This is a genomic window from Colwellia sp. 6_MG-2023, from assembly GCF_030547765.1.
Lineage (GTDB): Bacteria > Pseudomonadota > Gammaproteobacteria > Enterobacterales > Alteromonadaceae > Colwellia.
This window is the reverse complement of record NZ_JAUOPP010000026.1, coordinates 36,163-61,590: the sequence shown is the minus strand read 5'-3', so window position 1 is coordinate 61,590 and position 25,428 is coordinate 36,163. Positions and strand designations below refer to the sequence as shown.

The window sequence follows — 25,428 nt, the reverse complement described above, 5'->3', positions numbered from 1 at the left end:
GCATCCCTAAGGGGATTCGAACCCCTGTTACCGCCGTGAAAGGGCGGTGTCCTAGGCCTCTAGACGATAGGGACACTAAAACTTGAAAACAAGCTAAAACTATCTATTTTTTGTTGAATATAAAACATCAACAAAAAACCTAAATATTGGTGGAGCTATGCGGGATCGAACCGCAGACCTCTTCGCTGCCAGCGAAGCGCTCTCCCAGCTGAGCTATAGCCCCGCTTGCTTAAACAATTCTAATAAAAGAAATAATTCAAACAGTTACATTTAATACCTGGCCTAATAGCTATTAAGTGCATTTACTTCCTCACTATAAATACTAAGAAAGTACATTCTCTTTCGCCATCAATTTCGTTAATTGAAGTCTTCCTGAAAACGAGGCGCATTCTAAGCAGCGACCTCGAAAGTGTCAACACTTTTTTTTAAAAAACATCGAAAATATTGCAAAATAGTGTTTGAGTGACTAGATAAAGAACAAGTTGATTGTTTTTTGCCTAACTAGTTGTTTGACTGTGTAATTTGCGTTCAAAGAAGTTGTTAAACTTGATGACTCATTTATTAACTAAATATTATCAACATATCCTTCTACTTTCTTTTTTTAGCGATTACAGGTATTGTTCACACACAAAACATATCAATTAATCCCCCAATAGAGTTTTAAATTATAGAATGCAGTTAAATCAATTAAATATTGTTGCTATTGGTGGTGGCCATGGTTTAGGTAGAGTTTTATCTACACTTTCATTTATGGGCGATAAACTAACAGGTATAGTAACAACAACCGATAATGGCGGTTCAACAGGTAAATTAAGAAAACGCAGTAGTTCTATTGCTTGGGGTGACTTAAGAAATTGTTTAACTGAACTGGTTGATAATGATTCTATCGGTAGTCAACTTTTTAATTTTCGGTTTGATGGTGCTGATGAGTTGGGTGGTCATAATTTAGGTAATCTTATTTTATATGGTTTGGGACAAGTACAATCTCGACCTTTAGACTCAATTAAACTCGTTAGACGAATGTTAAGAGTACGTACACAAGTATTACCTATGTCTGAGACACCAACCGACTTAATGGCGTTTTATCCAGAAGGACGTTGCCGCGTTGGAGAGCTTTCTGTTGATGAAATGCCGATTATGCCCAAAAACTTAATGCTAGCGCCTTTAGTGAAGTCTATAAAGCCTTGTATTGATGCTATCAACAATGCTGATCTTATTATTTTAGGCCCAGGTAGTTTTTTAACAAGTATCGTACCGCCATTATTAATAAGGGATATTAGTAACGCTATCAATAATAGGAAAGGTCACTGTGTATTTATTGATAACGTAGTACTAGAAAATAGCCCCGCAGCTAAGTTAACGATAGATGAGCGCTTAACTTGGATCCAAGATAATATTGGCTGTTTACCTATAGACAGTGTTATTTGCCAAGACCCACAAGTTACGTCAGAAAAAGTGAATATTATTTGTCGTGATTTAGCGCATAATAAAGTTCCTCATCATCATGATAAAAAGAAACTCATTAGCGCACTGGAAGATTGTTTAGCGAGTGTTGATTACAAAAAAAGAGTCGGTTGATACCTCCACCCTATTCTTCTTTGTTGCTAGATTGTTTGTCTTCACTAATTCTACTTGCAACCGCTCCCTTTTGATCTCTGTACTTCGCATCAGTTCTTTTATTGTATGGGCGCAATGCACTTGATGACATAGTTTCAAAGTTAAGTGCAGCTATTTTCATTTTTGGGCGAAGCGCCAATGGTAGCTTTCCTGAATTGTAAAATTCTAAAACAATTTGTCCTGACCAACCAGGATCAATTCTATGGGCGGTAACGTGCACCATTAAACCAAGTCTAGCCAGTGAAGAGCGTCCATCTAACCAACCCACTATATTATCAGGTAAAGTAACCGACTCATAAGTAACGGCTAATGCCAGCTCTCCTGGGTGTAGAAAAAAAGCATCACCATCGGCAATATTAATTTCCTCACTCATCACTGAGTTCATGGCGGCTTGCATTTCAACCTTTGGACCACTTAAATCAATATACGGTGCTGCATGGGCTTGAAAAACACGAAATTCATTACCTAAGCGAATATCAACACTTACCCCTGAAATCATTGAACTATCGGGCTTTGGTAAAATAATTATTTCTTCATCTGCTAAGTATTGTTCTATATCTTTATCGCTTAATCTCATAATGATTGTTCTTGTATTATTAATTTATATTATTGATGTGCATTACGTTATGTATATTAACGTTCGATTAGTCTGTATATATAACAGTTGTCGTTAGTGGGCTAGCATTATCAAATTGTAGAAAAAGTTGCCCCGTAATATTACGTGCTATTCTACGGTACAAAGATGCTATATCACCAGTGCTATTTTCGATGATGTCTGATTCACCAAAATCAGCATCTTGGCGAATATTAATATCAAGCGGTAATTGACCAAGTAATTGTGTTTGTTTTGATTTTGCCATTTTCTCGCCCCCAGCTTCTCCAAAAACATGGCTTTTATGCCCACAGTTTTCACATAAGTGATAACTCATATTTTCAATAATACCTAAAACAGGCACTTGCACCTTATCAAACATAGCAATTCCTTTTTCAGCATCAATCAAGGCAATGTCTTGTGGCGTTGTAACAATAACGGCAGCGGCTACGGGTACTTTTTGCGCCAAAGTTAATTGAATATCCCCTGTCCCCGGTGGCATATCAATGAGTAAGTAATCTAATTCAGGCCACGCCGTTTCATTTAGTAATTGATTAAACGCACCACTCGCCATTGGACCTCGCCAAACCGTAGCATCTCCTTCATCAACAAGAAATCCTATCGACATAGCATGTAAACCATGAGCCTCTAACGGAATCATAAATTTGCCATCTTTAGATCCAGGTTTAGCATTTTTCAGCCCTAATAATGTTGGAATAGAGGGACCATAGATATCTGCATCTAAAATGCCAACCTTAGCCCCTTCAGCAATTAGTGCGTAAGCAAGATTTACTGCGGTAGTTGACTTACCTACCCCACCTTTACCTGAAGCAATAGCAATAATGTTTTTAATCTTACCGCCATTAAGAGCAGAAGAACGTACCGTATTGACATTAAGTGTTATTTCAAAATCAACTTGCTGAGCAAAAGAAGTTGATAAGGTAGTGGCAAGTGTATCTAATTCTCCTTGGCAAGGAAAAGGCAGGGTTAACTCAACCAGTATTCTGTTCGATTTTTCTGTATGTATTTTAAAATCACGACAAACAGCAAGCACACCTTGAGGAAAGTTTAGTGATTGATAGCTTGTTAATGCTTCTTCTATCACTTGAATTTTTTCTGCCGTTGTTAAATCAATGGTAGGTAAAGCACTTTTAGAATCGTTTGGAAGTTGCGGTCTAGTGGATGATTTTTTATTTTCACTTTTATTATTGAAGAATTTACCGAACATATTGTCACATTAATTATTTGAGTATAAACGTTAAATTCTGTACTATTGCAGCCATTATTACCATCAAAAAACACTATTTATTCATGTCTATAGCTACTTCTTCGCAAACATTACCAAAAAAACGCAAAATATTAGTTACTTGCGCATTACCTTACGCCAATGGATCAATTCATTTGGGACATTTACTTGAGCATATTCAAACAGATATTTGGGTACGATTCCAACGAATGCGCGGACATGAAACTTATTTTGTTTGTGCTGATGATGCTCACGGCACACCAATTATGCTTAAAGCACAAGAATTAGGCATAACACCTGAAGAAATGATTAATGCAGTTCGTGATGAACATATGGCTGATTTTGCTGATTTCCACATTAGTTTTGATAATTATCACACAACGCATTGTGAAGAAAACCAAGCTTTATCGAGTGATATTTATAATAAATTACATGCTAAAGGTCATATTAAGACACGTACTATTTCGCAGCTTTATGATCCTGAAAAGGGTATGTTTTTACCTGATCGTTTTGTAAAAGGCACCTGCCCTAAGTGTAAATCAGAAGATGAAAATGGCGACAGCTGTGACAAATGTGGCGCAACTTATTCACCAACTGAAGTCATTAACCCGCGCTCAGTTGTTTCTGGTGCCACACCGGTACTAAAAGATTCGGAGCACTACTTCTTCGACTTACCAGCCTTTGAAGGTATGTTAAAAGAATGGATTCGCAGTGGCGCATTACAAGAAGAGATGGCTAACAAGCTTTCAGAATGGTTTGAGCAAGGTTTAAAGCAATGGGATATTAGCCGTGATGCTCCTTACTTTGGTTTTGAAATTCCAAATGCTCCTGGTAAGTTTTTCTATGTTTGGTTAGATGCACCAATCGGCTACATGGGAAGTTTTAAAAATCTATGTAATAAGAATTCAAACATTGATTTCGACAGTTTTTGGGCCGAAAATTCTGACGCTGAGCTATACCACTTTATTGGTAAAGATATAATCTATTTCCACAGTTTATTTTGGCCATCAGTACTCGAAGGTGCTGGCTATCGTAAGCCAACAAGCGTATTCGCCCATGGTTTTGTTACAGTAAATGGCGAGAAAATGTCTAAATCTAAAGGCACCTTTATTAAAGGTCGTACTTATTTAGATCATTTAAATCCTGAATATTTACGTTACTACTACGCAGCGAAATTAACGAATCGCATCGATGATTTAGATTTAAATCTAGAAGACTTTGCTCAACGTGTTAATTCTGATTTAGTGGGTAAAGTCGTTAATATCGCTTCACGTTGTGCTAGTTTTATTACCAAACGTTTTGATGGGATGTTATCAACAAATATTGATAACCAAGCACTTGCTGACGAAGTTATGAATGCTGGTGATAGCATTGCCGCACATTATGAAAGCCGTGATTTTGGTCGTGGTATGCGTGAAATTATGGCACTTGCTGATAAAGTTAATGAGTACATTGCGGTAAAAGAACCTTGGCAGCTTGTGAAAGACGAAACTAAACAGCAAGAAGTACAAGATATTTGCTCTTTAGGTATCAACATGTTCCGTACCTTAATGATTTATTTAAAACCTGTCTTACCAGTACTTGCCGATAGCACTGCTGCATTTTTAAATGATGAATTAATTTGGGATGGTCATAAAAAACTATTAACTGATCATAAAATCAATAAGTTTAAAGCACTGTTACAACGTGTAGATATGGATAAAGTTAATGCAGTCACAGAAGCTTCGAAAGAAAATTTAACGGCTATAAGCACGGACGCTAAAAAAGAAAAAACAAATAATAAGAAAAAGAAACAAGAAAAAATTGTCGATAATTCTGCTGCACTTGCTAATCCATTAGCTGCAGATCCTATTAGTGAAGAGATTCAGTTCGATGATTTTGCTAAAATTGATTTAAGAATTGTTAAAATAATTAATGCTGAGCATGTTGAAAAAGCCAATAAACTACTTAAATTAACATTAGCACTTGATAATGATGGCACAGAAACTCGTCAAGTATTCGCTGGTATAAAATCGGCTTATCAACCTGAAGATTTAATTGGCAAGCAGACGGTTATGGTAGCCAATTTAGCGCCTCGCAAGATGCGCTTTGGCATGTCTGAAGGTATGGTGTTAGCTGCAGGCCCAGGCGGCGAAGACTTGTGGATATTAAACCCTGATGATGGCGCACAACCAGGTATGCGAGTTAAATAAAATAACTTACTGTTATCACTACCAACTTCATTTTATATGAAGCGCTCGTAAAAAAGGTATGGCATAACGCGATACCTTTTTTTTTGTCAAGCTAAACTAATTAAACCTATAAAAACATGAGTATTATTATGGTAAAAAAACTAACAAGTTTGCTAAGCAACACACCGGCTTCCTTGCTAATTTTAATCGCTATGTTTATCGGTTTAGTTGTTGGTGCAACCACATCAACCGTTTATTCGGGGGTAAATGAAATAGCAGACGCCTTTGTTATGCTATTACAAATGACAGCGCTTCCTTATATTGCGTTATCATTAATTATTGGTATAGGTAGCCTCTCAGAGCATAGAATAAGCGGTACGATTAAAAAAAGTTTAGTTATTCTTATCTCATTAACCGCAACCGTATTGCTTTTTATTTTAATCACACCCATTTCCTTTCCAGACTGGGAAAGTGCTGATTTTTATAGCTTAAGTACAATAAAAACAGTACAAGATCTCGATATTATTAAGCTCTTTATTCCCACTAATCCTTTTTATTCATTTGCTAACGGTTTAATTCCAAGCGTTGTTATGTTTAGTATTCTCGTTGGCATCGGCTTAATGAAGGTAAAAGCTAAAAAACAGACCTTATTAGCTTTAATAGGCTTAAACAAAGCCATTATTAATGTTAGCTCTATGGTGATTAAATTAGCGCCATTAGCTATTTTTTGCATAGCGTTACGTGCTGCAGCAACAATTGATAGTTCACAAATAGATGGGTTACTTGTTTATATAGTTTCCGCCAGTGCTTTAGTGTTGCTGTTAGCCTTTTTGATAATACCAGCAATTATTGCGACTATTACACCACTAGGCTATAGAGAAATATTAAAGGCCTCACGTGAAGCAATGATCACTGCCTTTGCAACCGGAAGCTTTTTTATTGTTATTCCATTAATTGTCGAAAAAACAAAACATTTAATTGAAAAAATGCCGGTAGATAATGCCCATTTACGCACTGATGCTGTTATTGCGCCTAGCATCATTGTGCCTATTGGCTTTAGCTTACCAATAGGCGGTAAACTTTTAGCTTTATTATTCGTTTTATTCGCTGCCTGGTTTTCTGGCTCAGAAGTTAGTGCAAGCCATTACCTTTATTTACTTACTGCTGGTTTACCCCAATTATTTAGTTCAAGCTCAGTGGCTATGCCAAATTTATTAGAAATATTCAATGTACCTAGCTCAATGTATGAATTATTTTTAGTCGCTGAAAACTTAATTGTCGGTCGCCTTAGCGCTTTGCTTTCTGTGGTATTCTCGTCAAGCTTAGCAATATTAATTGCGACAAGTATGTTAAAACAACTTACATTTAAGTGGTCTAAGTTTAACAAATACTTAATCCTTCTTCCGGTATTATCTGTTATTGCCTTTATCGCATTAAGGTTTACTTTTGACAGCATTAGTTATCAATACCAAGGGTATACAAAGTTTATTGAACGTGACTTTATTATGTATAACTCCCAAAGTAAGGTGTTAGAGGCACCAACTAATATCAAGGCTAACTCTCAACCCAATGTTGATGTGTTAACACGTATAAGTAAGCGAGGCTTTATCCGTGTTGGTTATTTTAGAGATGACTTACCTTATGCTTTTCATAATAATGAGGGAAAACTTGTCGGTTTTGACATTGAAGTGCTTAACCTACTCGCAGATGATTTAGAGGTAGATATTGAATTTGTGCGAATTTTCCATAATGAAGCACAAAAACTACTCTCTTCTGGTTATTTAGATATAACAACCGGCATTCCTTTAATTCCTAACAATATGAAGAAATTCACATTAACTGTGCCATATAGTACTCAATCTCTTGCTTTTATCGTTCACGATGGCAGGCGGAGTGAATTTACTACTTGGGAAAAAATAATTAGTAATGAACAATTAATTATTGGTATCCCTGAATTATACTACAGCGAAAACTTAGTGAATCGTCATTTTGAACACGGCACAATTTGGGAAATATCTACACCAAGGTTATATTTTAAAAAAGAATACGAACATATTGACGCCATGCTTATTGGGGCTCCAACGGCTTCAGCTTGGACTTTATTACACCCAGAATATACAGTAGTAACGCCAAAACCAGCGCAAGCTCCCTTATCAATGGCTTTTGCTATTAATAACAAAGATACCGCTTTTGAATTATTTATGCGTAACTGGATACACATGAAAAAGCAAAATAACAATATTGATCAATTATTTCAATATTGGATTGCCGGAAAAGAAGAATTTAAATAGTACATAACAATAGAGCCTAACCAAGATGAAATTAAACACAAAATTAAATATGAACAGAACATTAAAGCTATGTGTTAGCCCTTTACTGCTTTTATTAGCCAGTTGTAGTAGTAGCTTTGTCTCAACCAATCTCGATAAAGATAACTTTAGTGATTATTTCTCTGCCAGTCACGTTAAAATTTATCAAAGCGAAAAAGACATTAACGCTCGTTATCAATTAGTGGGGATTGTTGAGGGTCAAGATTGCCAAATTAAGCCTCATCACGCAGAGCCTGATGAGATTAATGCACGAACTGAAGCAAGAAGGTTGGCATTTGATCAAGGAGCTAATGGTATCGTTTTTTCACAATGTGCCTTATTACCCCACGAACGGTTAGCCCAACTAAATGACAGTGCTGATGCGCAACAATGCCATGCCATTGTTATCTGTTATGCAAAAGCTTATGCCATTGAAGTAACCAAGTGACATGATTGAAGCAAACTTAACGAGTGCTCCTAGCATTAACATAAAGCCCATTGGTATTGTTAATTCTCCTTATAAAGAGAAGTTTGCGATACCTCGTCAACCTGGGTTAGTGGATGCGGCCAAAGGCACTATCGCATTACTTAATGATGTCAATACACTTGATAGTGTTAGAGGACTAGAGCAGTTTAGCCATATTTGGCTATTATTTGTCTTTCATGGCACACAAGCGCAAGGCTGGAAGCCATTGGTGAAACCACCTCGCCTTGGCGGTAATAAAAAGCTAGGAGTACTTGCAACACGTTCAACCTTTAGACCCAACCCTATTGGGATGTCCGTGGTTAAACTCGATAGCATTGAAACCGTAGAACAAAATATTATTTTGCATATCTCAGGGATGGATTTATTAGATCAAACACCTATTGTAGACATAAAGCCTTATATTACCTATTCAGACGCCTTACCCAATGCATGTGCTGGCTTTGCTCAACATCAACCTAATAGTAAGCTAAACATTACCTTTTCAGAAAATTCACGGCAAATTTTAACCAGATTAACACAGCGATTACCTGAGTTATCCTTACTTATCGAACAAGTATTAGCGCAGGATCCTCGCCCGGCATACAAACAAAATAAGCTTGATGAAAAGGTTTATGGCATGCATTTATATAACCTAAATATTCAATGGCGGATGCTAAATGTAGAGACAATAGAAGTTATTCAAATTAATGAACTATCTTAAATTTTAGCTTTGTTACTACTAAATTTCGAACAAAGCTATTCTCCTGTGTGTTAACTTATTTTCTTATTTATTACAAGCCGCTACAGGGTGAACAACTGCTTTGGTAATTTTACCATATTGGTATTTAACAATAGGCTGGTTTATATAACCAGTAAATTTTCTTGGCTTCCATTGAGGTAAAAAAGCATAGTCTGTTGTTAAATTAACAATTAACCCTGTCGATTTTTGACATTTTATTTTGTTCTGGTTCTTAATGTTACTCGGGGTTCTTGACGCTTCATTAGCTAAAAGATCATTAGAGAAGTTTTTCTCACGACTCCCTGCGACAACACAAATCCTATTCTCAGCAGCTAGAGACAAAATATTATACTCGACCTCGCTGGGCTCTTGAATATCAAAGGGTAGCAACAATAAATGAATGCCACTCAACGCGGCAACTTTTACTATTTCAGGTAGGTTAGCATCATCGGCTGTTAACATTGCAACAGTAATATTACCTTGCTCTAGTGGCAACGCTATTATAGTTAATTTATCGCCTAATGATGTCCACTGATACCTATTACAAAAGTGTAATTGCTGTTGTGTTGCCAATAAACCTTGTTGATTTATTAGAACCGCCTGATGTATTCCTTCAATAACTAAACTGGTACACACATACTGAAAAGGTCTCAGCACTGCACTAATTTGAGTTATTAGTTGTAGGCTCAAACTCGCAATTTTTTTACGTTTTTCAACATCATTCGTTATTGCTTTATCAGCGATAAAAAACAACTCTGGTAATTGGATAATATCGCTAAGGTTATTTTCAATATAATGGCAAACATCTTCGATTGCTTCTTCATTAGATTTATAGGTTGCATATATAGCAACATTAGCTGTTTTTGCAATACTTTCATCAACTAAAGCATGCTTATGCAATGGCGATTGATTAATTTTTTCTCTTAATGCCTGATATAACTCAGGCCGTAATTGTTTAAGCACTTTAGAGCCATCAGGACGAACTTTATTATGCAGTCCAACTTTTTTACCTGTACCTATTAAATCGATATCAGCAAAAATATAGCCCTCTTTATTATGCTTTATTTGTGCTAGTACTGAACCACTAGGACAAATGATTTGGCTATTCCCTACTCCGGAATTACTCGACTGAGCCGTTTGCGTTGTAAAATCATTAGCTTTGCTTTGAGCAATAAAATCTTGTGATGATTCTTGATGACTTACTTGGTGACGTACCGGATAAATTAATGCACCGATTTTATTAGCTGTCGCGATAAACACATTATTTTCACACGCACGAGCGGCATCATATAAACAACTTTGATCAAGTGCAAAGGTGTTAACTGAATTACACAATAACTGCGCGCCGCCTAACGCTAATTTTCTCGATTTTTCAAAAGTGATACCATCGTTACCATTTAATAGGCCTAATTTTCCATATGGCGTTGTGGCTACATCTGCAGTTTCGCTTGTACAAATATAAAAGTCATGCTCATGCCCTATCAACGAGTGTTTATCTTTTTGTTGAATAAGCTCTCCTAATGGTGAAAATAAACAAGACGTTACCGTAATATTTGATTTAATAGCGCCATCTTGATGATCACGTGAAGGGTATCTTCGTAAAGTAACATTAATAACAATATAACAATGATGTTTTATTGCTTGATCAGCAATACATTGTAAGAAACTACCATTGATTTCTAGCGCTGCATTCCATGCTTGATTATGATCACTACACTCACTCAACGTATTACTATATTCAGGAAGAACAATTAGCATGGGTTTACACACCGCAGCGTCATTTATTATACGGATACAAGTTGCTAAATTTTCTTGTGTGCTTGAAGTGGTGGCAAACTGAGTAACGGCTACACGCATAGTTTATACTTTTCCATAGAGCGAATGATTATTTATTTTAAAAATGTGAATTGTATAACAGAACACATTGCACATGATGGGCGTGATAGTACAACACAAAGCACATCAAAAACTATTGCTAAGCTTATATTTGCTAATTTTTAACTATATATGTTACTGCTAGCTATAGTTTTATATGCGTAAACACATCAAGTGTCAGAAAATTTTACACTATATAAAGCGCTTTATGCTCTTGTTAATAAAAACATCCAAAACAAAAGTAAATTACTGATATTTAATAACTAATAACTTAATTGTTAACTAGGCGTAAAAGTTGCATTAATATGTAAATTGTTGGTGTTACTAATGTAAAAGGTGATATTCAACATATAAATTAATAAAAATAAAATAAATTAGGAAGTAACATGTTAAATAAACTTTTTTTAAAAACATTATTCACATTGTCGTTAGTATTTACACTTAGTAGTGCAGCCAATGCGACGTTAATCACACAAGATATTTGGCTTGATTCAAGCATTACTACTGAAATAGATTATCAATATATTGGCTTTATCACTATAGATACTGAAATAGCAATTGTTGATGATGTTTTCAATGATGGCTCTTTGTTATTAGGAACTGTTAACGCCTGGGTTGATTTTGAGTTATTTGGTTTAAATTTTTGGACTGAAGCAGAAAGCAATGTAGCCTTAGATGCTAATCCTTCATCTTTTCCAATGTTTGGTTTGTTTCAAGCCTTATTTGATGTAAATAATTTAGCAGCAGGTCTTGAATTGTTGCAATTTGACGTTACCGAAAATACATTTGACTTCTATGCTTTCAGTGGTTTAATTGATACAGTTTTCGGTTTTGGTGATATTTTCGATTCAAGTGGTGGCCTATACGACTTTGGTGAGTTAGCACTAGGTGAGGCGAGATTAACAGAGGTTCCTGAGCCGACCACTCTACTACTATTTTTAGCTGCAGCAATTGGCTTAACGACACGCAAAAAAGTAAAGTAATGCGATAATATACGCTCTAACAATTCAGTAATTATTGCATCGTAAAAAAAATAATCGTTTTTATTTAAAGCTAAGAGTATCAACTCTTAGCTTTTTTTATGTCATTAGCTTAGTGAGCTCTTGTACTGTAAGAAGCAACACATTGACAATATCGAGACTTTGGTAACCACATTATTTAACTGCCTTACTATATAACAAGCGAACCAAACTTAACGTTTACATCTTGTATACAGCTATATTAACAATATAAGCTCATGAGTATTACTAGGATAATGTGAACAATAAACTTTCCAGCTTCAGCTTAATATAGCTAAAGCCTCATACATACTTACAAAGCTGCAAAGTTGATATTTTCAATGATACCAATCTCACTACCTATATGATCATTTCTACGTATAAAGTTGTTCACTTACATAATGAAACCAGGATTACACATTTAATCCGCTAACTAATTCAATTAATAATAAAAAAACCTCATGAAATTACTCTCATGAGGTTTTTATTTAAGCACCTAAACAAATAAATAATTTGCACATTTATTTATAAAGCGAGTGATTAGTTACCTAATTCCAGAACAGTCGTACCTTCAGCTACACCATCAGCATTATAATAAGTTACCGCTCCCATATAAATACTACCCGAATTTAAACCAGAGGTAAAAATGGTCGTATAATTATATCGACCTTGAATTGCTCTGCTGCTTGATATGACACGAGTAGAGCTTTCAGCTTGATCAGCTACCCAACCTAGCATTGTATAGTTTGTCTCAGCTACACCTTTTAAGTCGCTACCATGAACAAAGGCAATATAAAGATCTCCAACGTCACCGTTATTTGCAGGAGCAGGATTCGTTAGAATAATATCTTCGTCAGAATCTTCTGAAATAGCACTTTCAACGGCACTACAACTCCATGCTATACAACGATATAAATAAACATCCAAATCAGCCCCTGCTGCATCGACTAAACCACCACGTAGACTAAAGCGTGCTACTTTTGTGCCTTCTGGAACAAGAAATCCATGAAAGCCTAATCCAGGTTCATTAAAAGCAAAAGAGCCATCTAAATCTTGAATAACTGTACCACTTGAACCAAATGGCGCAACTAAACCAGCGTAATCAATAGATAAAGCGCCTGAATAATTGGTTTTAACAGGGAAACTATAACGTCCTTGCTGCAATTGTGCAGAAATAACGGCAGGCACTTCAATATTCGTATCTGCTACCGCTTTTATCGCAATAGGGCTACGGACACTATGACCAGCATTATCAGTCCATGTAATTGCACCAAATTTCCAAACATCATTCTCACTTGATGCTGTTTTTGTAAATGTTAATGCATAACTTGCTTTACCATCTACTTCAACATCCAATGTGTTACTCGGATTAACAGCACCGTTAGCATCAAATGTTTGCAACTGCACATCGATTCCTTCAGGCGCTTCAATTGTCGCCGTATAACTTGATGCACTATTTGCCGCATTTGAAACCGTTCTAGTAACAGTTTCAGGTCCTTGTAACTCTGCAATCCCAATCGAAGGTAGATTTAACTGGCTAGGATCAAGACTAAATCCAGCTGAAGTTAATGCATCACACTCAATGCCCATGCTTGCTACAAAAGTTTCATTACCGATACCACATAAAAAAGCAAGATAATCAGCAGTATTTGCATCATACAGTAGACCTGGTGTTAGTGAAGCAACAGGATCAACATGACCAGCACCAAAGTTAAATGGGTCTGCAGGTGTTATACCGTCAGGTTTCATAACGTCTTGATAAGCATTGGTCATCATCGCTGATTTTATTTGCGCTGGCGACCAAGTACTATTTGACTCTGTAAATAACGCCGCAATCCCCGCAATATGAGGAGATGACATTGAAGTACCCTGTAAATATCTAAATGAATCGCCTGCAGCACTGCTGACCGGGTTTTCACTATAAGCTGCCAATATTGTAACGCCGGGTGCGGTAATGTCAGGTTTAATAATATCGTAACTTGCAGAGTTTGGACCAAGCGACGAGAAATCGCCCATTATATTACCAATTACAGGCGTTGGAGAGAATATTTCCGGAGACATTGTTACCTCAATAACTTCTCCACCTGTAATCGCTGTATTGAGTGATTCTCCATTACTTTTACTTATCATAAAACCAGGGATTTCAAATGTACCATCCCCTCCCATAACGATAGGCGTATCATCAGTACTATAGACAATAACGGCAGTTGCACCAGCAAGTTGAGCACGTTCAACTTTTTCTGTAAAAGCACAAGTACCACGACTAATTAGTGCAATATTACCGGCTATTTCTGCAGCATTATCAAGCGGTGTAGCAAATCCACCGTCAAAACAGGCTAATAGAGGCTCTGCAACGACAACATTACCAATAATAGCACCAGTTTCACCTAATGGTTTAGTGATCGCCCCTTCAGCCGCCACCATAACCTCTTCTGGATCTCGTGATGAAACCTTTATACCTTGTGTTATCGCAGTACCATCATAAGTTGAAGCCGCAACACTAGTTACCCAAGGAGCTGGTGTGCCAACAGTTTCAGGGCCATCTTGACCACTGTTACCTGCAGAAACAGCAACAAAAACACCAGCATCTACTGCACGTAGCATAGCCGCTGTCGGTGGTACGGTTAAATCAGTTAAACTACCACCAATGGAATAGTTCAATACATTGACCCCATCAGCAACGGCTTGATCTATTGCAGCCATGGTATCACCGTAAAAACAACCTGCTTCATCAGCACCGGTAATAGGATCTGTGTAAGCATCATTCCAACAGACTTTATAAGCAGCAATACGCGCCCTTGGTGCCATACCTGACACCGTACCTGTGCTAGCTTCATAGCCATTAATATTGATGGAACTCGCAACACCTTCATTACCTGCGGCAGTACCAGCAGTATGACTACCATGACCAGCCGCATCTCTTGGAGACTCAACTTCACCTAATTCATATTGAATGTCATAAACAGCTTCAAAAGAGTCTTTGAAGTATCGAGCACCAATAAGTTTATTATTACAATTAAAGGTTTCATCTAAACCTGAATCACAAGCACCTAACCAACCAAGTGTTGAAGGGTCGCTATAGCTGCCATCATCAGAAAAACTCGGGTTTTCTGGCCAAATACCGGTATCAATAATTCCAACAACAACATCTTCACCTTTAATACCGAGTGAATGTTGACCGCTGCCTGAGGTTAGCCCCAAAAATTCAGGTGTATTTGCAGTGGAAACACGTTGAACTTTATCTTCCCAAACACCAACAACGTCTGGATGAGATTCTAATGCTGCTTTTTGTGTCGGTGACAATATGGCACTAAAACCATTAAAGGTATGCTTAAATGAATAGTTGATATCAATGGCACCTATTTCATTAGCAATAGCTTTTTGCTTTGACTCTAATGCTAATTGATAAGCAACCATTGCAGGTGTATTCGCGTTGTAGTTGTTGCCAGCAACAGCTACTTGCTGGTTACTAGGTAGTAGCTCACCAATATTTCGAGCTTGTTCAACACCTGTTTGCCCTTTAATTTGTACAATATAGCTTTTACTTTCTGTAGCCTGCGTTAAATTTTCACCCGCAAGAACTAATCGACTGCTATCTACTATCACTTCATTAGCATTCGCGGACGTTGCTAAAATGAGTGTAATGACACTTCCTATCATGGATCGTTTAAGTTGCATTTATTACTCCAATTATTATTATTTATTCGCTAAACATAGATATTATTATCTTTACCTTACATACCAGTATGTAAAAAATATACTTTCTTCCATACCAAGGTAATTAGCGATAATAAAATGAAGCAATAACAATGCCTTTGTTGCAAAATGATGAAATTCATTACAACAAGGTAATAAAAATGTTACAAAAGTATACAAACGTAAAATTAGTGTAAAAAAATTTTACACTTATAACTTATATTAAACGAATATAAAACAAACGATAGCGTTTTTAATGACAACAAAAGAATAAAAAACAAAATTAAGAACAACAAAATTAAATTAAACAAAATAAAGTTCTAAGTAATGTTTTTGTTTCTTTATGATTTATGTAAAATAACCTGACAAAGTGTTTGTACTGCTTAAATTATAGACACAAATACTTACATAATTTTCAGACAAAGAGTAAGTATTTCACTAATTTATCAGTTCTTTATTGTCCTAATGGTGTAAATAATTAATTACTGTTAATTTAACGAGTAATAATTAAGTGTGGCTTTAGGTTTACAATGACATTTTTCAGCAATAATAAATATACGATCTGTGGAATAGCGGCAATATTACTTTGGAGTTGTCTCGTTGCACTCATAAGGGACGTATCTGAGCTTTTTAGTCCCATAGGTGGTGCAGCGATGATGTACTCCATCAGTGCCCTCTTTTTAATTTTAGTAATGGGTTTACCAAAGCTTAACGATTTCCCACCTCGTTACCTTATTCTTGGCGCTATATTATTTGTATCTTATGAAGTTTGCCTTGCCTTATCTTTGGGGATGGCGAATACCAGACATCAAGCAATGGAAATGGCTGTTATTAATTATTTATGGCCTGCTATCACCATATTATTAACGGTGTTTTCAGGCCGTAAAAAAGTAAGTCTCTGGGTTTATCCCAGTGTGTTAATTGCTTTTGTTGGTGTCGCATGGTGTATAACTGGCGATAATGATGTTTCAGTTGCTGTTTTAATGAATAATTTTTCTGATAACCCAATAACGTATTTAATGGCATTTTCAGCGGCATTTATCTGGGCTGTTTACTGCATAATCACCCAAAAACTGAGTAATGGTAAAAATGCGATCACCTTATTTTTTACTGCAACTGCGATTACATTGTGGATTCAATATGCCTTGAGTAACGAGCCGCCATTAACATTCTCAATGAGCTCTACTGTCATTCTGTTAATTGCTGGCATTGTTATTGGTAGCGGGTATGCTTTGTGGAATAAAGCGATTATAGGCGGTAATTTGATGCTACTCGGTACCATATCTTATTTTACACCGGTTTTTTCTACTATTATTTCTGCTTTTTATTTATCTATTACCCTCAGCCAATCATTCTGGCAAGGTGTATTTTTAGTCACTCTCGGCTCACTAATTTGTTATTTTGTTACCAGAGAAAAAAGCCCAAAGTGTAAAGATATTGTACTTACATAACAGGCATAGCCAGATCAAATTTTTTAACTGAGCAAATATAAATATTTACTCAGTTAATGCTTGGTTTATAATTTATATATTTTTTACTAGATTTTAATCAAACAAACCTAAACGTCACTCATTCTGTCTAGTAGCTTTACATGGCTGCACGAAAAATGTTACAAATTTCTTCGTGGCTTGCTTGTCTGGGGTTAGTTAGGCTACACACATCTTTTAACGCGTTTTCAGCTAATAAATTTATATCACCGTCTTTCGCACCAAGCTCTATTAAACCAGCCGGGATTCCTACTTTTTGGCTTAATGTTTCAATAGCACTAATGGCAGCGTTTGCGCCTTCCTCTGCAGACATATTAAAAACATTTACCCCCATACTATTCGCAATATCTTTCAAACGTTCAGGGCATACTTTTGCATTGTAGCGTTGTACATGTGGTAATAAAACGGCGTTACAAACGCCATGAGGCAAATCATAAAAACCACCTAATTGGTGAGCCATCGCATGAACATAGCCTAATGAAGCGTTATTAAATGCCATACCTGCCATAAACTGAGCGTAAGCCATTTGTTCTCTTGCTTCAATATTTTCGCCATTTGCCACTGCTGTTGGTAAATTTGCTTGAATAAGCTCAATTGCTTTAAGAGCAACAGCATCAGTAATGGGTGTTGCGCCTGTAGAAACATATGCTTCAATAGCATGTGTTAAAGCATCCATACCTGTTGCAGCGGTTAATGATGCTGGCATACCAACCATAAGAGAAGGATCATTGACCGATAACATTGGCGTGGTATGTTTATCAACAATTGCCATTTTTACATGACGTTTTTCGTCAGTGATAATAACAAAACGAGTCATTTCTGATGCTGTCCCCGCAGTAGTATTAATCGCAACTAAAGGTAACTGAGGCTTTTTAGATACATCTATGCCTTCATAATCTGCAATTTGTCCACCATTACTCGCAACTAAAGCAATACCTTTAGCACAATCATGTGGTGATCCACCACCTAACGAAACGACAAAATCGCAATCATTTTGCTTAAGCATAGCTAATCCAGCATTAACATTACTGACAGTTGGGTTAGGATGTACTTGATCAAAAACAACACTCGATATCTGTTCTTTATCGAGCAAATCAGTAAATTTTTTTACTATACCTATTTTGCTTAATACACTATCACTAACAATTAAACCCTGCTTAAATCCTTGATCTTTTATATAATTAATCGCCTCGACTAAGCAGCCACTACCCATAACATTTAACGCTGGCATATAAAATGATGTACTCATGAAATTCTCCTTTAGTGAACCTGATAAAACCAATAGTTATTTGTACCATAAAAAGAACATGAATTAATTGATCTAAAATATATCTTTATCATTCACTACCGTTATGCCTAAAAGTCCGATATCTTTTGTTGTTTATCATCCAATAAACAACAAAAGCTCCAACACTTATAGAAAAATTTAAAGCTTAGTTTGTAAAATATATATAGACTTACCCATTAGTTTTTTAATTATCAATACAAGATTACTCAACCAGAGATCAGGTTAATTATATAGGAGCACTTAGTGCCAAAAATTTCACTTAAATCAAACAAAAACATTACCGCGCCAATAGCTAAAAAAATTCCACATAAAATGGAAATTCATAATCATCAACGGATCGATAATTATTATTGGATGCGAGATGATCAACGCAGCGATGAAAGTATTTTGGCGCACCTTGCAAGTGAAAATAATTATGCTGATGCTATGCTGTCAGAGCAAGAACCATTACAAGAGCTACTTTTTGAAGAGCTCAAAGCTCGCGTAGTAAAAGACGATAATACTGTGCCTGCAAAAGATGGAAAATATTGGTATCACAGCGAAATTCATGGTGAACAAGAATTTTCAAATCATTATCGTTCAACAAGCTTTTCAGGTGATAACAAACATCTACTATTAGATGTAAATGAAAGAGCTAAAGGTCATGAGTTTTATGATTTAGGTGATATGTCTATCAGCCCTAATGATCAACTATTATCGGTATCTGAAGACACCGACAGCCGTCGTATTTATACCATCCACTTTAAAGATTTAACTAAGCCTGCAGACTTTCCAAACCCATATTTATCAGATGTCCTTGTCGAAACTGAAGGACAAATTGTTTGGGCTAATGATAATCAAACCGTTTTCTATGTAAAAAAAGATCTAGAGACCTTATTGGGTACACAGGTTTTCCGTCATAAGCTAGGTACACCTCAATCTGATGATGTTCTTGTGTATGAAGAAAAAGATCATAGCTTTTATATGAGTTTAGATAAAAGTAGAGACGATTCTCAACTTTACATTTGTTTACACGCCACGGAGTCTACTCACTATCTATTTCTTAATGCAAATGAGCCAAATGGTGAGTTTATCGAATTGCTGCCTTATCAAGAGCAACATGAATATCATGCGGATAAAATGGGAGAATATTTTTATATTGTCAGTAACTACCAAGCTAAAAACTTTAAGCTAATGAAAGTTGCGGTTGATAAAATTAATGATATAAATCACTGGCAAGAAGTGATTCCTCATCGAGAAAATGTGTTATTAGAGGGTGTTGAATTATTTCATAACTTTATCGTAACCACTGAGCGAGAAAATGGTCAGATTAGATTTATCGTTCACACAATTAATGGTACTAATGCTGGTAATCAGTATCCATTATCATTTGATGATCCTTGCTACTTTGCTTGCTTGGGTGATAACCCAGAGCCAAACAGTGCAATCGCACGGTTATATTATTCTAGTTTGACCACACCTGGCTCTTTGTATGAATTTAACTTAGCAACTGGTGAACGAAAACTGTTAAAACAACAGAAGGTTTTAGGTGATTTTAATAAAGACCATTATCAATCAGAGCGTTTATTTATTACGGCTCGTGATGGCGTAAAAATACCAGTATCAATTGTTTATCGCACGGATATGTTCAAAAAAGATGGTACTAACCCACTCCTTCAATACGGTTATGGTGCTTATGGTATCACTATAGATCCTAATTTTTCTAGCCAAACCTTAAGCTTGTTAGACCGAGGCTTTGTCTATGTTATCGCCCATATTCGTGGCTCTGAAATGTTAGGTAGACAATGGTATGAAACAGGTAAAATGGCACATAAGCAAAATACTTTTAATGATTTTATTGATGTTACTAAAGCATTAATAACTCAAGGATATGGTGCTAAAGATAAAATATTTGCTTCAGGTGGAAGCGCAGGCGGTTTATTAATGGGAGCCATAGTAAACCAAGCCCCTGAGCTATATTTAGGTATTGGCGCGCATGTACCATTTCTAGATGTATTAACTACCATGCTTGATGAAACGATCCCACTAACCACCAATGAATATGACGAATGGGGTAATCCAAACGAAGAGCAAGCATACAAAAATATTTTAGCTTATTCGCCTATTGATAACATTAAGGCGCAACATTACCCTAATATACTGGTAACGACAGGCTTACATGACTCTCAAGTTCAGTACTTTGAACCAATGAAATGGGTGGCAAAAATGAGAGAACTGAAAACAGACGACAATATATTATTGTTTAAAACAGATATGGATGCAGGCCATGGCGGTGCTTCTGGACGCTTTAAGCGCTTAAAAGAAGTTGCTTTAGAAATGAGTTTCTTTATTTCGCTATTACCAGAATAGAACAAAATAATAAGTTGAACGTTAAAAATGTCTAAATTACAGCAACTAACAATGGTGGTTAACTCATATGTTGTTGCTGGCGTTTTAACGCTTTGTTTTTAATTATGGGGTCAACTTGTGTTAATTTATCTTGTGGAGTGGCATAAAGGTTAAGCCCACTAAAAAGGCTTTTTAATTTAGCTGCATCATAGTCTTGCTCAATTTTTTTAATGACTAATTGATGTTTTTCTGGATATAACGCTTCGACTGATTGTGAAATCAATTCAAATAATTTTTTCAAATTAATCTTATGTATTTGCCCTGTTTTATTAAAAATCCATTCGGTAATCGCCATAAAATCATCAAAAGGCTCATCAGTCAATATATGCGGTAATGAGTACTTAAAACGTCCTGAATTACCTATCATGTCCCAATATCGAGCAAAGCGGTTAATACGTTGCATGGTAGAAAAGCTTACTCTATCAGTACTTAATATATTAAATGGCGGTAAAGGATTAAACCTCAAATCAAAAGCTTCTGTATGTCTAATAATCGGGCTACCTTTTAAGCGTTTTAAAATACCCATTTGAATTTCGTGCGGACGACAATGATAAAGCTGATTAAAACTATCTTTGAAAGTGTCGAAGGTTTCGCCTGGTAAACCAAAAATCAGATCAGCATGAATGTGCGCATGAGTATTATCTTTTAGCCAAATTAAATTATCTTTCGACTTTGCATTATTTTGTTTACGGCTAATATTTTTTTGAACTTCGGTATTAAAGGTTTGTATGCCAATTTCAAATTGTAAACTGCCTTCAGGAAACTGTGCTAATAATTCTTTTAACTTTCGAGGAAGGTGATCAGGTACCACTTCAAAATGTAGATAAAGATCGTCAGTCATGCGGTCTAAGAAAAACTGCATAATATGCATTGTGGTATTAATATTTAAATTAAAGGTTCTATCAATGAATTTAAAATTACGCGCACCTCGTAGATAAAGAATGTCCATTTGCTCAAGAAATACCGTTATTTCAAAAGGTACTGATGTTTTATCTAAAGATGATAAACAAAACTCGCATTTAAATGGACAGCCCCGTGACGCTTCAACATAAAGTAAACGATGGGTCAAATCTTCATCGGTATAATACTCATACGGTAGCGCTAATTCTTTTAACTCAACCGGTTTCGAGTGAACTATTTTTTTATTTGGTGGCGTATTGTTGATTATATCTTTACAAAGCTGATAAAAACTTAAATCGGCAGGCCCTGTTAATACATAATCTGCACACTGAACTATTGCTTGTTGTTCAGTTTCATAACTAACTTCTGGACCACCTAAAATAATTTTTATTTCAGGTGCAATCACTTTTAATAAATTAACAACATCGGTTGTTTCCACTATGTTCCAAATATAGACACCAAAACCGACTATATCAGGCTTTGTCTCCAATATTTGTTCGACAATATCAATGGGACGAGTTTGAATAATAAACTCTTTTATTTCACAATATTGCTGTAGTTCTTGTAAATTGGCATAAAGATAACGTAGCCCAAAACTTGTGTGAAAATAACGTGCGTTAAGTGTTGCTAATACAATTTTAGGTGAAGATTTAGCTATTCTATCATTTATTTCTAAAGAGGCTTGGTGAGTATTTTGAATAGACTCTATTGGCACAGGCGATGTTAATAGTTCACTATTATCATCAGTTAAATGAATTTGCGTAACCTTGAGTTCAGGGTGATGCTTTTGCTCTGCCATTCTATATGTTAACTGCTTTTATTAATATGACTGCAATTATACGTTGATTGCTCACATTATTCAGTAATCTTATTTTCACATCAACAATGTCACTGAATAGTGTTAGATATCTTTGCTAGCCATATTTATTCAATATGAGTATTTATATTTCATCATGATGATTTATCGTCACCATCTTGGTAATGTTTAAAAGCATTTCGGCCTGCACGTTTTACTTGATACAGCGCTATGTCGGCTTTTCTCAGTAAATCTTCAATAGAATCATCACCTGCAGGATCAGAAATAGCAATACCAATACTCAACGATACTTGTCGCTTCAGAATACCATTGGAAAATACATCACTAATCGCTTCAAAAATATTATTAGCTATTAAAGTAGCATCTTCTGAAGATTTAATTTCTGATAAGATTAAGACAAACTCATCTCCTCCTTGACGGGCTAGCGTATCAGTCCCTCGCAGACACGACTTTAATTTACTTGATAACCATATAAGTAAATCATCGCCAACATCATGACCATATTCGTCATTAACGAGTTTAAAATGGTCAACATCAATATACATAAGCGCAAATGGTCGCTTATATCGACGGCTTAATTCATAAGTACGCGCTAGTCTATCTTTTAAGAATCGACGGTTAGGTAACCCTGTTAATTCATCATGACTTGCTTGATGTAATACTTGTTTTTGAAGTTCCTTACGAACAGTAATATTTTCAATTTGAGAAACGAAATGAACTGGTTTCCCTTTAATATCAACTACCATAGATACACTAAGAAACGCCCAAACAATAGAGCCATCTTTGCAGAAATACCGTTTTTCCATTTGATAGCTTTTTATTTCTCCCGCAACAAGTGCCGTTAGATGTTCAAGATCTAAATTAAGATCTTCTGGGTGAGTAATATCTTGAAAAGTTAACTTAAGAAGTTCTTCCTCACTGTATTGCAACATATTGAGCAAAGACGGATTCACTTCAATCCATTCACCATTTAGCCCTACAAGTGCAATCCCCATTGCTGCTGTTTCAAATGCACCTCGAAAGCGTAGATCACTTTCGGTAAGTGCTAGTTCTAATTTTTTCTGTTCAGTAATATCGGTATGAGTTCCTATACTACGGGCAACACGCCCATCGTCAGTCCAACTAACCGCGTCTCCTCGACAAAGAATCCATATCCACTTACCATCTTTCGCTTGAAGCCTTTGCTCTAGATTATAAATATTCGTTTTACCACTAACAAAATTTGCAATTGCTACTTCAGCACGTTCCCAATCTTCCGGATGAAGTAAGCGTTTCCATTCTGAAAATTCATTTTTAATTTCATCGTCAGCATAGCCAAGCATAGACTTCCATTTAGTATCGAAAGTGACACTATTAGTAAGGTTGTCCCAATCCCAAACACCGTGTTCTGCACCAGACAATGCCGACTTCCATCGAAACTCTGTTTCAGATAGCTCTTTATTCATGAATTCTGCTCTTGCTTCGGCTCTGTTTTTACTACTAGATAAAGACCAAACAAGTAATGTTATCAATATTGAAAATGAACTCCCTAACAACAAAACAGCCAACCCCTCAGTATTCACATGAGATTGAGCGAAGTCACCGTTTGCCGAAAATACAACAGTCCATGTTCGCTGAGCAATAACTAGTTGCTCCGTGTGCTGAAACGCCACCTCCTCAAATTCTTGCGCACTTTGCATTGAAGAATATAGTTGCGTCTTTTTATTTATAGCCGTGCCATCATATATATTTAAATTAATCTTTAGTTTATCGGATAAAATACCCTCCATCAGTATATCCATACTAAACGGAGCATAAACCCATCCATATAATTTTTTTGAGGTTACACCAACTTGCCCGTCATTATTATGGTAAACAGGAAGGTATAACAAGACGCCTGAGATAGGACCTCGTTCGACATCTTGTACCAAACTTACTTTGCCTGAAAGCGCTAGTTTATTACTCACTCTAGACTTATCCATTGCTGCTCGTCTGACTTTTTCTGAATACATATCAAACCCAAATGCATTCAAATTATTTCCACTAAATGGTTCAAGGTATATAATGGAAGTATATTGTTCTCGCTCTCCTTCGGGCGACATAACATAACCGGGAAACCCTTCTGCACGAATACTTGCTATATGCTTTTCCCGCTCTTCTGGCGCAATAGAAAGAGCAAATCCTACACCTAATATTCCTGGAAAATTCTGCTCTAATGCAAGCTCTTCAGTGTAAACTTTAAATTCATTTCGATTGACTTTATCTGAAGCAAGAAATAGCCCCTTTATCCCTCTAAGTACTTGCTGATAAGTTCCCATCTGCTTTTGTATATTTAATAGGCTCTTATCAGTCTCTTGTTCAAAACGCAGTTGATCTTCCAAAAGAACTGTATCCACTGTTTTGTGCCATTCTAATATTGTTAATGAGAGACCTACTGTTAGAACAACAATGCTTAATACTGTCGTTCGTGTAATACGAAGAACTCTTTCAAAAAAATTTTGAGTTTTATTCATAATAACTTTTATGTGCCTAAATACTGATTGAATTCAATGACTGATACCTTGGGATAAACTCAATCATCTCGCGTTGCAAAATCAATAATGCTACTCAACAAGTATTTACATGAAGAATAATTTTGCGCTGACTCTTTGAATACTAAGCTATAATTAAATATATTAACAGTATTTCGCTAATACCCACTTAGTTACTCAGTGTTTTCAAAGCTTGTACATAAACTAGAAATAGATAGCTATAACAGTAAACCCTATTCAAATAATTAGCACTACAATACTTATTTTTATATAAAAATTAAAATACTTAAGCTAAGTGAAAATGATGTGACAAATAGATGAACTTGTTT

The 25,428-nt window shown here is 36.0% G+C and carries 15 protein-coding genes and 2 tRNA genes; 8 read left to right on the top strand and 9 right to left on the bottom strand.

The window, feature by feature from the left end; genetic code table 11:
• Nucleotide 1 precedes the first annotated feature (1 nt).
• Nucleotides 2-74 (bottom strand) — tRNA-Glu (locus Q4503_RS15555).
• A 73-nt stretch (nucleotides 75-147) separates the two neighbouring features.
• Nucleotides 148-223, bottom strand: a tRNA-Ala gene (locus Q4503_RS15550).
• A 449-nt stretch (nucleotides 224-672) separates the two neighbouring features.
• On the opposite strand from Q4503_RS15550, the gene yvcK reads away from it, so the two are divergent.
• Nucleotides 673-1,578, top strand: a complete 906-nt coding sequence (yvcK, locus tag Q4503_RS15545) for a gluconeogenesis factor YvcK family protein (RefSeq protein WP_303602817.1) — start codon at nucleotides 673-675, stop codon at nucleotides 1,576-1,578.
• Nucleotides 1,579-1,588: 10 nt separating this feature from the next.
• Here the strand turns inward: yvcK and dcd are convergent, their stop codons facing one another.
• Complete coding sequence (gene dcd / locus Q4503_RS15540; protein ID WP_215971540.1) at nucleotides 1,589-2,194, bottom strand: dCTP deaminase; 606 nt, start codon at nucleotides 2,192-2,194, stop codon at nucleotides 1,589-1,591.
• A gap of 67 nt (nucleotides 2,195-2,261) precedes the next feature.
• On the bottom strand, nucleotides 2,262-3,437 hold the full coding sequence (gene apbC / locus Q4503_RS15535; protein ID WP_303602816.1) for an iron-sulfur cluster carrier protein ApbC: 1,176 nt from the start codon (nucleotides 3,435-3,437) through the stop codon (nucleotides 2,262-2,264).
• A gap of 83 nt (nucleotides 3,438-3,520) precedes the next feature.
• Here apbC and metG point away from each other — a divergent pair, with 83 nt between their 5' ends.
• From metG to tsaA, 4 genes are all read left to right on the top strand, one after another.
• Nucleotides 3,521-5,647, top strand: coding sequence for a methionine--tRNA ligase (gene metG, locus Q4503_RS15530; protein ID WP_303602815.1), 2,127 nt, complete (start codon nucleotides 3,521-3,523; stop codon nucleotides 5,645-5,647).
• A gap of 128 nt (nucleotides 5,648-5,775) precedes the next feature.
• Nucleotides 5,776-7,917 (top strand): cation:dicarboxylase symporter family transporter, encoded by a 2,142-nt coding sequence (locus Q4503_RS15525; RefSeq protein ID WP_303602814.1) that lies wholly within the window; start codon nucleotides 5,776-5,778, stop codon nucleotides 7,915-7,917.
• 25 nt (nucleotides 7,918-7,942) lie between these two features.
• Nucleotides 7,943-8,383, top strand: a complete 441-nt coding sequence (locus Q4503_RS15520) for a rcsF protein (RefSeq protein ID WP_303602813.1) — start codon at nucleotides 7,943-7,945, stop codon at nucleotides 8,381-8,383.
• A gap of 1 nt (nucleotide 8,384) precedes the next feature.
• The gene (gene tsaA / locus Q4503_RS15515; RefSeq protein WP_303602812.1) at nucleotides 8,385-9,122 is read left to right on the top strand and encodes a tRNA (N6-threonylcarbamoyladenosine(37)-N6)-methyltransferase TrmO; all 738 of its coding nucleotides are present in this window, start codon (nucleotides 8,385-8,387) and stop codon (nucleotides 9,120-9,122) included.
• A gap of 63 nt (nucleotides 9,123-9,185) precedes the next feature.
• Here tsaA and Q4503_RS15510 read toward each other — a convergent pair whose 3' ends face one another.
• Nucleotides 9,186-10,997, bottom strand: coding sequence for a nitrilase-related carbon-nitrogen hydrolase (locus Q4503_RS15510; protein ID WP_303602811.1), 1,812 nt, complete (start codon nucleotides 10,995-10,997; stop codon nucleotides 9,186-9,188).
• Nucleotides 10,998-11,401: 404 nt separating this feature from the next.
• Between Q4503_RS15510 and Q4503_RS15505 the strand changes: the two genes are divergently transcribed.
• Nucleotides 11,402-11,998 (top strand): PEP-CTERM sorting domain-containing protein, encoded by a 597-nt coding sequence (locus Q4503_RS15505; protein ID WP_303602810.1) that lies wholly within the window; start codon nucleotides 11,402-11,404, stop codon nucleotides 11,996-11,998.
• Between the two features lie 555 nt (nucleotides 11,999-12,553).
• Here the strand turns inward: Q4503_RS15505 and Q4503_RS15500 are convergent.
• The gene (locus tag Q4503_RS15500; protein ID WP_303602809.1) at nucleotides 12,554-15,691 is read right to left on the bottom strand and encodes a S8 family serine peptidase; all 3,138 of its coding nucleotides are present in this window, start codon (nucleotides 15,689-15,691) and stop codon (nucleotides 12,554-12,556) included.
• Nucleotides 15,692-16,239: 548 nt separating this feature from the next.
• Between Q4503_RS15500 and yddG the strand changes: the two genes are divergently transcribed.
• Nucleotides 16,240-17,160: an aromatic amino acid DMT transporter YddG gene (yddG, locus tag Q4503_RS15495; RefSeq protein ID WP_303602808.1), complete on the top strand. Its 921-nt coding sequence runs from the start codon at nucleotides 16,240-16,242 to the stop codon at nucleotides 17,158-17,160.
• Between the two features lie 136 nt (nucleotides 17,161-17,296).
• On the opposite strand, the gene yiaY is transcribed toward yddG, so the two are convergent.
• Nucleotides 17,297-18,445 (bottom strand): L-threonine dehydrogenase, encoded by a 1,149-nt coding sequence (gene yiaY, locus Q4503_RS15490; protein ID WP_303602807.1) that lies wholly within the window; start codon nucleotides 18,443-18,445, stop codon nucleotides 17,297-17,299.
• 282 nt (nucleotides 18,446-18,727) lie between these two features.
• Between yiaY and Q4503_RS15485 the strand changes: the two genes are divergently transcribed.
• Nucleotides 18,728-20,833, top strand: coding sequence for a S9 family peptidase (locus tag Q4503_RS15485; RefSeq protein ID WP_303602806.1), 2,106 nt, complete (start codon nucleotides 18,728-18,730; stop codon nucleotides 20,831-20,833).
• 58 nt (nucleotides 20,834-20,891) lie between these two features.
• On the opposite strand, the gene Q4503_RS15480 is transcribed toward Q4503_RS15485, so the two are convergent.
• Nucleotides 20,892-22,571, bottom strand: coding sequence for a B12-binding domain-containing radical SAM protein (locus Q4503_RS15480; RefSeq protein WP_215971552.1), 1,680 nt, complete (start codon nucleotides 22,569-22,571; stop codon nucleotides 20,892-20,894).
• A gap of 152 nt (nucleotides 22,572-22,723) precedes the next feature.
• The gene (locus Q4503_RS15475; RefSeq protein WP_303602805.1) at nucleotides 22,724-25,081 is read right to left on the bottom strand and encodes a CHASE domain-containing protein; all 2,358 of its coding nucleotides are present in this window, start codon (nucleotides 25,079-25,081) and stop codon (nucleotides 22,724-22,726) included.
• Nucleotides 25,082-25,428 lie beyond the last annotated feature (347 nt).